The following is a 13,090-nucleotide window of genomic DNA, read 5'->3' on the forward strand; positions in this document are numbered from 1 at the left end:
TCCCGTATCAGCCCGCCTTCGCCGACTCGTGCTCCTCCGCCTGCAGGTCCATCTGCAGGTCCATCGGGAGCTCCTGACGGCGGGTGATGTTCAGCTTCTTGTACGCGCGGGTCAGGTGCTGCTCCACCGTGCTCATGGTGATGTACAGCTTCCCCGAGATCTCCCGGTTCGTGTAGCCGTACGCGGCAAGCGCCGCCACCCTCCGCTCCGACTCGCTGAGCCGGCTCGCGTCCGCCACCGGCGCGCGGTCCTCGGACCCGGACCCCGGCACGACGCGGGTCTGCCCCGGCAGGATCTGCTCGCACAGCGGACCGGCCCCGCAGTCCGCGGCGAGCTGCCAGGCCCGCCGGGTGACCATCCCGGCCCGGGTTCCCTCGCCGACCAGCTGCAGGGAGCGGCCCAGATCGGCCAGGGCCCGTGCCAGTTCGAGGCGGTCCCCGGAGCCGCGCAGCTCCTCCACCGCGCGGCCCAGCACCTTGGGCCGCTGGGCGGGCTCGCCCACCGCGGCGCGCAGTCGCAGCGAGATCCCGTGCACGCGCGCGCTGCGGACCTCCGCCATCGACAGCTGCTCGGCCACGAACCGCTCGGCCTGCCGGTGCTCGCCGAGCTGCAGCAGGGCCTCGGCGGCATCGGTGCGCCACGGGGCGAACCGGGGCCGGTCCAGGTTCCACCGGCGGGCCAGGCGGCCCGCGTCGAGGAACTCCCCGACCGCGGCCTGCGGGCGGTGGGTGGCCAGGTAGTAGTGGCCGCGCGCCCGCAGGTAGCCGATGGCGTGCACGCTGGCGAACAGCTCTGTCGGCACCGGCAGTTCGAGACGCCGCGCGGCGTCGTCGTAGCGGCCCATGGCGGTGAGCGCCAGCACCTCGGCGGCCAGGGGCGCGAAGAGGAACACCGACCCGCGTCCGGCGACGGCGGTCACGGCCGCCGCCGCCTCCCGCGCGGCGCCCTCCAGATCGCCCGTGCGCAGCAGCGCCTCGGCGTACAGGTGCCCGAACGCCGCGTACCAGCCAGGGGTGTTCACCGGATCGGTCTGCGCCTGGAGCTTCTGGCACCACACCGCGGCCCGGTCCGCCTGGTCGGCGTGGAGCAGGGTGCGGACGGCCTGCGTGAGCGGGTCGAAGGTCGTGTGTGCGAGCGGAGTGGCCTTCAACAGGCGTTCCACTGCTGCGAGTTCACCACCCGTGCCGCCCGGGTGCGCCCACAGCGCGGCGCAGTCGCGCATCCTGCCGGGGGCGGCCGCGGCGGCCTGGTCCCGGCCGCCGGCCGGCGGCAGCGCGTACAGCTGGCGCAGCGGATCCTCCCGGGGCACCGGCGGCGGCTGCTCCCCCTCGGTGTGCGGGGCGGCGGTCCGCTCCAGGGTCTCGGCGGCGCTTTCGATCCGGCCCTGCGACACGAGCAGCCGGGCGAGCAGGCCCGCCGGAGCGGCCGCGAGCGTCCCCTCGCGCATCGCGGCCAGCGGAACGGCCAGGTGCGCCTCGGCGGCGGCCGGGTTGCCGCGCCAGGTGACGGCGGCGAGCTGCAGGTCGATGTCCAGGCGCAGGGACTCCTCCTCGCACAGCTCGCGGGCTCGGCCGAGGCAGGAGGCGGCGTACGACCAGTCGTCGTCGAGCAGTGCCTGCCGGGCCGCCTCGCGCAGCGCGGGCACCGCCCAGCCGGCGGCCGCCTCAAGGGATCCGGGCACGTCGACGGCGGCGAGCAGGTGCCCGGCCACCACACCGGCGCGGGCCTGCCCGTCGTGCAGGACGCGGGCCGCCTGCCAGTGCAGGCGGGCGCGTTCGGCCGGATCCGTGTCGTCCAGTACGGTCGCGGCGGCGGCCGGGTGCCGCAGCCGGTACCCGTCGGTGAGCCCGGTGCCGTCCAGGACGGACAGGGCGCCGCGGGCCGCGTGGAGCGTCATGCCGGCGAGCCCGCGGGCGAGGCCGGCGGTGGCGTCCTCGCCGAGCACGGCGATGGCCGCCGCCAGCAGCCGCGCCTCGGTACCGCTGCGCCGCAGGCAGACCGCCACGGCCTCGGCGAACGGTCCGCCGGGCAGCGGCGCGGGCCACCTGCGGGCCCCGCGCACCGGTACGGGGTACTCGGTGAGCAGCGCCTTGAGCAGCAGCGGGTTGCCCCCGGTGATCCGGTGCAGGTGCGCGGCGAAGGTGTCGGAGACCGGCGCGCCGGTGTGCCGGGCCAGGATCTCGGCGGTGGCGCCGAGGTCGAGGCAGCCGAGCCGGATCCAGCCGAAGCCGGGGTGGCGCAGGAACTCCGTACGCGCCCGGGAGGTCTCCGCGGCGCCCTGGCCGGGCGACTGCGCGAGGACCAGCAGCAGGGGAACGCCCCGCAGCGACCGGGCCAGGTGCAGCAGGTGATCGAGCGAGGACGCGTCCGCGTGGTGGAGGTCGTCGACGCAGACCATGACGGTCCCCCGGCCGGCGAGCTCCCGCAGCGCCTCCTCGAACGCGTGGACCGACGGGACCGCGCCGTCCCGCGGCAGCGTGCCGGGCGGCAGCCCCGCGACGAGCCGGCGCAGCACCGCGTGCTCCACGCCCTGCTCGCCGGGCGTCCCGGCGGCCCGCAGGACCGTGACCCCGCCCCGCAGGGCGAGTTCCGCGAACTCCTGCACCAGCTCGGACTTCCCGCACCCGGCGGGCCCCTCGACGAGCGCGACGCCCGCCCCGCCCGACTCGCACGCCTTCAGCATCATGTCCAACCGCGCGAACGCGTCGTCCTGGTGCCAGAACACCACAGCAGCCTCCCCCGATCCGACCCGCACTGCCGACTGGTCCACGTTAGGAACCGCCGCGGCGGAGCGTCAGGGGAAACCGCTGGCCACAACCTGCGCGGCAGCAACTACCCCTCCGCGGCCAAGGCCACCACCGCGGTGGTCGGCGCGGGCTCGACCGTTCGGCTGATGCGCTTCGGCTGTCCCTCCCGTTACGGTCTTCACCAGACGTTGGTCGCTGATTCCGTTCCGTCGGGTGCCGCGGCGCGTTCGGCTGCAGGGAGGTACTCGTGTCCTCATCGTCCACGCCCCCCGGTCACGTTTCCTGGCTCCGGCGTGCCGCCCGGCGGCTGAACGGCTGGCTGAGCTCGCCGTCCCGGGCAGTCCTGCTGGAGTCCGACGCCCTCCTGGTCGCGGAGCCGGAAGAGGGCGCGAGGTGGCCGGTCGGCAGCCGGCAGTACGTACGGTGGTACACCGTGGGCCCTTCGGCCACCGTCCTTCCAGGCACAGGACGAGAGGCGCCTACCAGCAGCCGCACGACTGGGCGGCATCAAGCTAGGACCGGCCTCGCCATAGCGGCGACCACTTACGGTCACCCCGGAGTAGCGGCACCCATCCGGCGACGGAGTCCGGAGCCGACAGGGCCATGTTCAGGACCGCCTCGCTCGGCTCCACGGGAGCCAGCCCCGATGTGATGATGAGCAGCACTCCGCCTTGTCGTTTGATCAAGCGCTTCATGTCACGCGAGACCTCGGACGACCACTCCTCAAGGCCCAGTTTCACGGCCAGTTGTCCCCGAACCACGGTCGCAGCCCCGGAAACGGCCAGACGCTCCTCCATGCTCCCGCTGACCGCTGCCACCTGGAGTCCCCCACGGCCGGGATCCGCCCGGACGACGCGCCAGTCCGGCAGGAGCAAAGGCATCCGCTGCGGCGCCTTGCCCCACCACGACTCAGTCGCATCCGCATCACCTTCCAGGGCCAGTACGGTTCATGGCGGTCCCGTCCCCCTTCCGGGCAAGCACCCGCGTCCTGTAGAGACCCGCTCCTGGAACCCGGCTGGGGTCGAAGCAGTGCAGGACCTCGGCGGCCCGGTCGTTGCAGAGCCAGGCAGCGATCAAGGCCCTGAAGAGGTGGTTCTGGCGGCGACGATTCCCGGGGCCGGCGGCGGCAGACGGTGGCCTTGCCGACACCGCTGAGACGGGCGGTCCCGGTGAGGTCGAGTACGTCGAAGTCGTCAGTGGGCAGCGGCTTCCCCGTCACACAGAAACAAGCCGGATCCGGTCGCCGCACAGCTTGGCCATGTCGTCGATGTCCGAGGTCAGCATCACCACGGGACGCTGCTGCCTCAGGGCAGCCTCGGCCACAGCAGCGTCGATGGCGTACTTGTGACCGTGCAGTCCAGCGGCCATCAGCAGCGCCGATGCCGCCTTCGCCTCTTCATCGCCCACCGGAACGGCACGCAGTCCGGACAGCACCCAGTTCAGCCGAGCTTTGTTCGTACGCGCCTGAACGGCCTCGATGATGGTGAGCGCGGAGATCGCCACTTCCATGCCACGAGAACGGGCCTCCGCGATCAGAGCCACCACAGTCTCGTCATCGCCGAGCAGTTTGGAGAGCCCTTCGCTGTCGAGGACAAGCGCTCCCTCGTGGCTCAGCTTGCGGCGGGCCACTGCTCCTCCTCGGCGAATACCTCGTCAAAGATCTGCCGCGCCCGCTGCCTGGCCGACTCGGAGACCGGACCCTGGCGGCTCTCATAGTCGGCCAGGTACTCATCCAGCACTTGGCCACGCAACTCACGCTCCACGGCAGCGGCAACGAACGCGGAGAACTCCCGCTTACCGACCCGGGCACGGATCGCCTCCGCCGTCCCCTCCGGCAAGGAGAGGCTGACCCGAGTGGCAGGCCCCTCACCGATGCTGTACGTCATCTCGGACATACCTCCAGCGTATCAAACGAGTAGGAAATCTGAACTCCCGAGACACCACCCCACATCAGGGAACTCGAACATGCCCCCGCTCCACAGAAGCCGACTGCGGCAGGCGGCAGCCGGTTGAACGGACGACTGGGGGCTGGACCGGAAGGCGTGACGACGCAGTACAGGGCGCGCCGCGCGATCCGTGGGCTCTCGCGCAGCAACCACTCGACCTCGGTACGGGAGTAGACCGCGCGGCCGACAGCGGGGGCGCACCACCGAACGCACCCGAAAAACCTCTACCCAAAGCCGAGGAGATCTCCAGGAGAGCAGAAGCTCTCACGATCCCCGGAAATCAAGGCCCTACCACTCTCCCCGTCAGCACCACCGTGCTGACATGTCAGCACGGAAAATCGGGACAAAAAGACCCCCCTGCCTGCATTTTCGCAGGTCAGCGATCCAGCGCACCTTCGGTGCGCGCCGGGGGCGTGGTAAATGGCATGCCAGGCCCCGAATCCCTTGATCAACACCGCAGGGCGGGAGGTCGGGTCTGCTACCTGCAACGACGCCCTCCCACGCTGGTATTTACGCGTCAGATGGGTATGAATGCGTGGAGCCTAGGAGATTCGAACCCGAAACGGGCGGCGCTCCGACCTGTTATTTTACCAAGTCTTTGCGAGAGAATCGGACTTTCCCACCCGTTTCCATCCCGCTCCATCCTGCTCGATCCCGCTGCCCCGACTCGATGTGCCCACCGATGGGCACACCCTGAACATCGGTTGCACAAGCAACCCCACGACGCGCACGAACCGCCTCAGCACTGCACTGACATCTTCCGTGCGCTGTTCGCGCAAACTCTCACTCGCCCCTTTACTCACGATAGATCGGAGCGGGATCGCGGTAGCCCACCACTGTGCCCGTTCCCCGCCTAAGCTTGAGGCCAGGAGGTGCCCAGTGACGGTCATGGAACATCGGCCGCAGATGGCGGCCGAGGAGTTCGAGCGCATCGCCGCAGCTGCCGAGCGCGAGGGCGTCCGTATGGAGTTCATCCACGGCAGGCTGGGGGTCAAGGCCGTGCCCGACGGCGACCACGACGAGATCATCCGCTGGCTCATGCAGCGCTGCATGCAGCATCGTCCCGACCTGTGGCTCTACCCCGAACGCGGTCTGAAGATCCAGACCTACCGCAACGGCAACGCCAAGCCCGACGGCACCCTCGCCCCCGAAGGCACCTTCGCCGGCCAGGGCGAATGGGCCAACCCCGACCAGGTCCAGATGATCGTCGAAGTCACCTCCTACGACACCGACACCGACAAGCGCGACCGGGAGGAAAAGCCCGCCGCCTACGCCGAGACCGGCATCCCGGTATATCTGCTCATCGACCGCGACACGTGCGAGACCCTCGTCTACAGCGAGCCCGATGCCGGCTCCTACACCAAGATTCTGCGCCGCCCCTTCGGCAAGACCATCGAACTGCCCACCCCCGTCGGCTTCACCCTGGATACCGAACCCCTCAAGGACTGGGTGCACTGACACCAGCGAGCGGCAGGGCCCGCATTACGGCCAAGGCGGGGGCGCAGCGGGACGGCGGTGGTCATCACGGCCCGGCCTGCGTCAGCAGGGCCAGGGCGGTGGCGAAGCGTGTGTGCGGGGCGTGGGCCGCCACCGCCTGTGCGTCGGCGGCGGTGTCGATGTCACGCAGCACCGGCAGGTCCCGCACCTTCAGCCCGGCCTCGGTCAGCCGCTGGCGTTGTCGGGCGCCGGTGTCAGGGACGTCCATCGGTACCCCGCGCAGCAGCGCGGGATCGGGTTCGGCGAGGCCCAGGGCCCAGAAGCCGCCGTCCAGTGCCGGGCCGAACCATGCGTCGCAGCCCTGCCAGGCGTCCTCGGCCAGCGCGGGCGCGAGGACGGCGGGGGTGACCTGCGGGGTGTCCATGCCGATGAGCACGGCCGGACCGGTACAGAGTCCGAAGGCCGCGGCCAGCCGTTCGTCCAGCCCTCCCTGCCCTTGTGGCAGGACCTCGATGCCGGGCGGCAGCCAGGTACCCGGCGAACCGTCGAGGACCAGCACACGCCGCTCGGCGGGGGCCGCGAGCATGGCTTCCAGGGAGTCAGTGAGCATCGCCTGGGCCAGGAGCGCCGCCTCCTGGGGCGTGTACGGAGGGGTGAGCCGGGTCTTCACTCGCCCGGGCACCGGTTCCTTGGCAAGGATGAGCATCGTGGTCACCGCGCACCCGCTCCACCGGGTGCCGGGACCGGCAGCTCCGAGAGCACTGAACGCATGTCGTGCACCGCCTGCCAGGTGCCCCGCCAGGTCCCGGTCACTTTCGACTTCCCGGCCCGCGGACGATAGGGGACATCGACTTCGCTGACACGCCAACCCGCGTCGGCCGCGCGCACGACCATCTGGAGCGGGTAGCCGCTGCGCCGGTCGGTGAGGCCAAGGCCCAGCATCGGCTCACGCCGGCAGGCGCGCATGGGCCCCAGATCGTGCAGCCGTAGTCCGGTGCGCCGACGCACCATCCGGGACAGGGCCAGATTCCCGGCCCGCGCATGAACGGGCCAGGCCCCGCGTCCCTGCGGGCGACGCCGCCCCAGCACCAGGTCTGTCCTTCCGTCCGCCACTTCCTGCACGAACGAGGGAAGCATCCCGGGATCCAGAGAGGCGTCACAGTCGCAGAAGCAGACGAACTCAGCCTCCGCCGCCAGCAGCCCCGCATGGCACGCGGCGCCGAACCCACGCTCCGGCTGGTACACGACCGTGGCGCCGAGCGCAGAGGCGACGGCGCCAGAGGCGTCGCTGGAGCCGTTGTCGACGACGATCGCCCGCCAGGTCGGCGGGATGCGTTCCAGTACCCAGGGCAGGGCGCGGGCCTCGTCCAAACAGGGGAGGACGACGTCCACCGTCGTCGTAGTCGGGTCGGTCACGCCCTCACCGTATCCACCAGAACCAGACATTCGAGACGCAGTGTGAGATGGGACGTCCAAGGAGAGCCGTCTGGCCGCCGGCGGCTTGCCGTGCCCGTCCTGGCGTGAGTGGATGGACGTACGGCAGATGATTCCTCAAGTTCGTGAGCCTGATCAGAGGTCGTTCCGCATGGCCGCCACCAACCGGTCCTCGCCCCCCGCCCTGGAGCCACTGAACTCGTCCCGCCTCTCCCGTGTGCTCCTTGCCGTGTGCCGGGTCGCGGTCGGTCTGCTGTGGATCCAGAACCTTTCCTGGAAGCACCCGCCGGGCTTCGGGTACGAGAGCGACCCCCCACGTGACCTGTACGACTGGACACTCAAAGGGGTCGACAACGAGGTTTTCGCCCCGTGGGCGTGGCTGGTCGAGCATGTGATCATTCCGAATTTCGCGGTGTTCGCCTGGGGCGCCTTCGCGATCGAGGCATGCCTGGGCGCGTTCTTGCTGGTGGGCCTGGCCACCCGCTTCTGGGCGCTGGTCGGGCTGGTCCAGACGACCGCCATCACGTTCTCCGTGCTGAACACCCCGAACGAGTGGTTCTGGTCGTACTTCCTCATGTACGCCGTGCACCTGGCGCTGCTGGCCACCGCGGCGGGACGCGCCTACGGCGTGGACGGCGCCCTGCGCCCTCTGTGGCGGCAGCGGGGCGGCCGGCTGTCGCGGATCCTGCTCGCAGCGTCGTGAACCAAGGAAGGGATTCCCATGCAGACTCCGCGATCCGCCATCGGCCGGACGGCCGCCGGCCTGGGCGTGGGAGCGGCGGCGAGCAGCGTCCTAGCCTTCGCCGACGGCCCGCCGTGGGGGATCGTAAAGCTGGGCGGGACAGGGACGCTGGTACTGCTGCTCCTGGCCGCCGCCGCCGTGACGGCGGGGCTTGTGGGGGCGCGTCCGCTGATCGTCCTGGCCGGGGCGGGTTTCCTGGCGGCCGCAGTCCTGCAGCTGGTGCAGATCGGCTGGACCGGTGCGAACCTGCTCGGGGGCGACGGTTCCACCGTGGCCCTGCTGCTCGGTTTCGCCGCGGGCCTGCTCGCCCTCGGCCTCACCACAGCACCCGACGACCGTGATGCCCCGACTTCCGCCACGGGAAGGCGCGATCCCGCATGAACGTCGACAGTCTGTTGCAGCCAGTCCTGACCACCGCCACGGAACACGCGCCGACCGTTGACACGGACGGCCGGTTCCCCGAAGAAGCGGTAGCAGCTCTGGCCGCGTCCGGCCTGCTGGGTCTGACACTGCCCGAGCCAGACGGCGGGCTGGGAGCCAGCCCGGAAGAGTTCGTCCACGTCACCGCCGAGCTGGCGGGCGTCTGCGGATCGACGGCCATGGTCTACCTGATGCACATCAGCGGTGCCATGACGGTACTGGCAGCGCCCCCGCCAGGAATGCCGGACCTGACGGGCGACCTCGCCACGGGCAGGGCGCTGGCCACGCTGGCGTTCAGCGAACCCGGCTCCCGCTCGCACTTCTGGGCGCCGATCTCCCAGGCGAAACGCAATGGCGGCCAGGAGGCGCGTTTCACCGCCGACAAGAGCTGGGTGACCTCCGCCGGACACGCGCAGATGTACATCACCTCCGTGCTCTCCGCCGACGAACCGGGCACCGTCGACCTGTACGCCATCGAAGCAGACGCCCCGGGTGTGGCCGTCACCGGTTCGTTCCACGGTCTGGGCCTGCGCGGCAACGCCTCCGCGCCGATGCGATTCGACATGACAGTCCCCGACACCCTGCGCCTCGGAGCTTCCGGCAGCGGGCTCACCCTGATGACCGAGACGGTCATGCCCTGGTTCAACCTGGGCAACGCCGCCGTCTCCCTGGGCGTGGCACGGGCCGCCCTGAACGCCGCCGTGCGGCACACCAGCGGCGCAACCCTCCAGCACCTCGGCCAGACCCTCGCCGAGCTGCCCACCATCCGCGCCCGCCTGGCCCGCATGTCGCTCCAGCTGGAAGCCGCACACGCCTACCTGCGTGCTGCGGCGGCCAGCATCGCCGCACCCGACGAACAGACCCCGCTGTACGTCCTCGGGGTCAAGGCACTGGCCAACGACACCGCCCTGACCGTCACCGACGACGCCATGCGAGTGTGCGGCGGAGCCGCGTTCTCCCAGCACCTGGCCATCGAACGCTTCTTCCGCGACGCCCGCGCCGGCCACGTCATGGCCCCCACCGCCGACGTCTTGTACGACTTCTACGGCAAGGCCATCACCGGCCAGCCGGTATTCGGCTGAACCGGACGCCCACCCGGCGCACCCCGGCAAGGAGGCACCTCATGGAACCGCTGGTCGTCGGCGCGGTGGCCTACACCCCCAACGTGGTGCCCATCTGGGAAGGCATCCGCGACTACTACCGCACCGCCCCCGTCGAGATGGACTTCGTCCTCTTCTCCAACTACGGCCGCCAGGTCGACGCGCTCCTCTCCGGAACCATCGACATCGCCTGGAACACCAACCTTGCCTGGGTCCGCACCGTCCTCCAGTCCGGCGACCGCGCCCGGGCGCTGGCCATGCGCGACACCGACCTCACCTTCCGCAGCCACCTCGTCTGCCGGGCCGGGGCCGGCCTGAGCGGCCCCGTCGACCTCAAGGGCCGACGCCTCGCCCTGGGCAGCCGCGACTCCGCACAGGCCGCGATCCTGCCCCTGCACTACCTGCGCCGCGAAGGCATCACCGACGGGGACGTCCAACTCCTGCGCATCGATACCGACCTCGGAAAACACGGCGACACCGGACGCAGCGAACTGGACGCCATCCGGGCCGTCCTCGACGGCGACGCCGACGCCGCCGCGATCGGCATCACCACCTGGGAATCCATCGGACGGGACGAACTGATGCCCGACGCCCTGGAAATGTTCTGGACCAGCCCCGCCTACTGCCACTGCAACTTCACCGCACTCGACACCCTCGACACGGCCCGCGCCGACGCCTGGACCACCCACCTCCTCGCCATGGACTGGAACAACCCCGAACACCGCAGAATCCTGGAACTGGAAGGCCTCACACGCTGGGTACGCCCCCAGCTCGACGGCTACACCGACCTCTTCCAAGCGGTCAAGGAACAGGAGATCGCACCCCGATGGCTGTGATCCTCGACCTCGTCGAGAAGCTCTCCGCCACGGCGGAAGGCGACACCATCACGCTCCCCATCACCACACCAGGCCAAGCCGCACTCGCCGCCTCCTGGTGCCAACGCACCGGCAACACCCTCATCACCGCCGACGCAACCAGCATCACCGTCCGCCGAGGCCGCCCACCGGACCCGATCACCGACCTGCCCCCGGCCCGCCGCCCCGGAGCACGTCTGTGGCTCTACACCAACTTCGACTGCAACCTCGCCTGCGACTACTGCTGCGCCCGATCCTCACCACAAACAGCCAGGCGAGCCCTGGGCGTGGACAGGGTGAAAGAGATCGCGAAAGCAGCCCCGGCAGCCGGAGTCCTCGAGATCCTGCTGACCGGCGGTGAACCGTTCATACTGCCCGACCTCGACCAGATCGTCACCGCATGCACCGCCGCGCTGCCCACCACCCTCCTCACCAACGGCATGCTCTTCCGCGGACACCGGCTTCAGATACTCCAGGCCATGCCCCGCGACCGACTCACCCTGCAGATCAGCCTCGACTCCGCCACCCCCGACCTGCACGACTCCCACCGCGGCAAAGGCACCTGGACGAAAGCAGTCGCCGGCATCCGCACCGCCCTCGGGGAGGGCTTCACCGTGCGGGTGGCCGCCACCCTCACCACCGACGGCCAGCACGAGGAGAGGGAACTGCGGTCCTTCCTCGATTCGCTCGGCATCACCCGCGAGAACCAGGTGGTCCGCCCCCTCGCCCACCAGGGCGCCGCCGACGAAGGTGTGGAACTCACGGTCCAAACCCTGATCCCGGAAGTAACCATCACCGCCGACGGCGTCTACTGGCACCCCGTCGGAGCCGACAACGCCGAACAGCTCGTCACCCGCGACATCTTCCCCCTCGACGCCGCCATCGAGCTCATACGCGAGCAGTACCGCTCCCACCGGAACACGGCGGACTCCGCTGCCCGCGCCTTCCCCTGCGCATGAACCAACAAGTCCACCCGATGGACGCAGCACCACCCGGCCGCCCCGTCCCGGGCCGAGCGCACGCCACAAGTGGCTCACCGCTTCCCTGGCCCACCCGCCCGAGCGCGTGATCGCCGCCGCGTTCGACCGGGCCGCCGCCCGCGACCGGGAGCACCTACGCGACTGGGTGGTCCTGGTCGACGGCGCCCGCCACCAGCTCGGCCTGATCCAGGCCGTAGCCGACCGGCGCGAGATCGAGGTACACGTCCTGCTCGACTTCGTGCACGTGGCACGAGTACGTGTGCGGCGCGGCCCACTGCTTCCACAAGCCCGTCGACCGGGCGGCCGAAGCCTGTCCTCACTGATCCGGAGCCAAAAGCGGTCCGGCGGGGCGAGATCCTGCCAGGACTGCAGCAGACACCCCACAGATCCTGCCGACAGAACGGCCTCCCCGCCCACGGCGATCATGTGCGCGACCAAGGCAAGGTCCTGCCCCGCAGGGCCCCGGGCTCTCCGAACCTAGGAGAGCTGGGGGAGAGACCAAGTCGAGCAAACCCGTTGGGGGCCAAGGGCTGTACCACGACCAGCATGCGCGGACGCGCCCACCGATGGGCACAAAAAACGCCCCCTGAAACTGCATTTCCGCAGGTCAGAGGGCATTTGCGGGGTGGAGCCTAGGAGATTCGAACTCCTGACATCTGCCTTGCAAAGGCAGCGCTCTACCAACTGAGCTAAGGCCCCGGATCCGGGCACGGCCGTCCCCCGGGAGGGAGTGACCGTTCCGCAGGACAGAGTACCGGGTGTACCCCCTCATCCCGCAAAATGATAGGGACTCCCGCCCCGCGACCACTCTCCGTAAGATGCACGCGAGGTTCGCACCAGCGAAGGGGAGTAGTAAGAGTGGACGCAGTACAGCAAGAGGCTACGGCCAGAGCCAGAGAACTTCAGCGCAGTTGGTACGGGGAGCCGCTCGGCGCGCTCTTTCGCCGGCTCATAGATGACCTCGGCTTGAACCAGGCCCGTCTCGCTGCCGTCCTCGGGCTGTCGGCTCCGATGCTGTCCCAGCTGATGAGCGGACAGCGGGCCAAGATCGGCAACCCCGCAGTGGTCCAGCGGGTGCAGGCTCTCCAGGATCTGGCCGGCCAGGTGGCCGACGGGAGCGTCAGCGCGGCGGAGGCGACCGAGCGGATGGACGAGATCAAGAAGACCCAGGGAGGTTCCGTCCTCAGCAACGGCAGCAGCCAGACCGCCACCGGTTCCGGCGCCCCCACCGTCAAGCGCGTGGTGCGCGAGATCCAGTCGCTTCTGCGCTCGGTCTCGGCGGCCGGCGACATCATCGAAGCGGCGGACACCCTCGCCCCCAGCCACCCGGAACTGGCAGAGTTCCTCCGGGTGTACGGAGCGGGCCGCACCTCCGACGCGGTCGCCCACTACGAGGCGCACCAGAACTGACACGCGACGGACGCGGCTGA

At 70.3% G+C, this 13,090-nt stretch carries 12 protein-coding genes, 1 tRNA gene and 1 pseudogene; 8 read left to right on the forward strand and 6 right to left on the reverse strand.

What is annotated here, in order from left to right; all coding sequences use genetic code 11:
• Positions 1-7 precede the first annotated feature (7 nt).
• From J7F03_RS42275 to J7F03_RS04865, 3 genes are all read right to left on the reverse strand, one after another.
• Complete coding sequence (locus tag J7F03_RS42275; RefSeq protein WP_214947376.1) at positions 8-2,728, reverse strand: AAA family ATPase; 2,721 nt, start codon at positions 2,726-2,728, stop codon at positions 8-10.
• A 1,234-nt stretch (positions 2,729-3,962) separates the two neighbouring features.
• A complete protein-coding gene (locus J7F03_RS04860; protein WP_214947377.1) occupies positions 3,963-4,376 on the reverse strand; it encodes a DNA-binding protein in 414 nt (137 codons plus the stop codon).
• Positions 4,358-4,642 (reverse strand): hypothetical protein, encoded by a 285-nt coding sequence (locus J7F03_RS04865; RefSeq protein ID WP_214947378.1) that lies wholly within the window; start codon positions 4,640-4,642, stop codon positions 4,358-4,360. Before J7F03_RS04865 ends, J7F03_RS04860 begins: the two co-directional genes overlap by 19 nt.
• Positions 4,643-5,581: 939 nt before the next feature.
• On the opposite strand from J7F03_RS04865, the gene J7F03_RS04870 reads away from it, so the two are divergent.
• Complete coding sequence (locus tag J7F03_RS04870; RefSeq protein ID WP_251071448.1) at positions 5,582-6,151, forward strand: Uma2 family endonuclease; 570 nt, start codon at positions 5,582-5,584, stop codon at positions 6,149-6,151.
• A gap of 64 nt (positions 6,152-6,215) precedes the next feature.
• On the opposite strand, the gene J7F03_RS04875 is transcribed toward J7F03_RS04870, so the two are convergent.
• Entirely contained in the window at positions 6,216-6,836 is a 621-nt protein-coding gene (locus J7F03_RS04875) for a DUF2064 domain-containing protein (RefSeq protein ID WP_214947461.1), read from the reverse strand.
• A gap of 5 nt (positions 6,837-6,841) precedes the next feature.
• Entirely contained in the window at positions 6,842-7,576 is a 735-nt protein-coding gene (locus J7F03_RS04880; protein WP_214947379.1) for a glycosyltransferase family 2 protein, read from the reverse strand.
• Positions 7,577-7,715: 139 nt separating this feature from the next.
• Between J7F03_RS04880 and J7F03_RS04885 the strand changes: the two genes are divergently transcribed.
• The 6 genes and pseudogenes from J7F03_RS04885 to J7F03_RS40820 all read left to right on the forward strand — a co-directional run.
• Complete coding sequence (locus tag J7F03_RS04885; protein WP_214947380.1) at positions 7,716-8,267, forward strand: DoxX family protein; 552 nt, start codon at positions 7,716-7,718, stop codon at positions 8,265-8,267.
• Positions 8,268-8,285: 18 nt separating this feature from the next.
• On the forward strand, positions 8,286-8,687 hold the full coding sequence (locus J7F03_RS04890) for a hypothetical protein (RefSeq protein WP_214947381.1): 402 nt from the start codon (positions 8,286-8,288) through the stop codon (positions 8,685-8,687).
• Entirely contained in the window at positions 8,684-9,808 is a 1,125-nt protein-coding gene (locus J7F03_RS04895) for an acyl-CoA dehydrogenase family protein (protein WP_214947382.1), read from the forward strand. The genes J7F03_RS04890 and J7F03_RS04895 overlap by 4 nt, the downstream gene beginning before the upstream one ends.
• Positions 9,809-9,849: 41 nt before the next feature.
• Positions 9,850-10,662 carry a phosphate/phosphite/phosphonate ABC transporter substrate-binding protein gene (locus J7F03_RS04900; protein WP_214947383.1) on the forward strand — a complete coding sequence of 271 codons (813 nt, stop codon included), beginning with the start codon at positions 9,850-9,852 and terminating at the stop codon, positions 10,660-10,662.
• On the forward strand, positions 10,653-11,639 hold the full coding sequence (locus J7F03_RS04905; RefSeq protein ID WP_214947384.1) for a radical SAM protein: 987 nt from the start codon (positions 10,653-10,655) through the stop codon (positions 11,637-11,639). The genes J7F03_RS04900 and J7F03_RS04905 overlap by 10 nt, the downstream gene beginning before the upstream one ends.
• Positions 11,617-11,968, forward strand: a pseudogene (locus tag J7F03_RS40820) (ISKra4 family transposase); the annotation flags it as partial. The gene J7F03_RS04905 and the pseudogene J7F03_RS40820, both read left to right, overlap by 23 nt.
• A 318-nt stretch (positions 11,969-12,286) precedes the next feature.
• Here J7F03_RS40820 and J7F03_RS04910 read toward each other — a convergent pair.
• Positions 12,287-12,359, reverse strand: a tRNA-Ala gene (locus tag J7F03_RS04910).
• A gap of 159 nt (positions 12,360-12,518) precedes the next feature.
• Here J7F03_RS04910 and J7F03_RS04915 point away from each other — a divergent pair.
• Entirely contained in the window at positions 12,519-13,070 is a 552-nt protein-coding gene (locus J7F03_RS04915; protein WP_214947385.1) for a DNA-binding protein, read from the forward strand.
• Positions 13,071-13,090: the final 20 nt, after the last annotated feature.

The sequence above is a fragment of the Streptomyces sp. ISL-43 genome (genome assembly GCF_018614195.1).
In the GTDB taxonomy this organism is placed as follows: Bacteria; Actinomycetota; Actinomycetes; order Streptomycetales; family Streptomycetaceae; genus Streptomyces.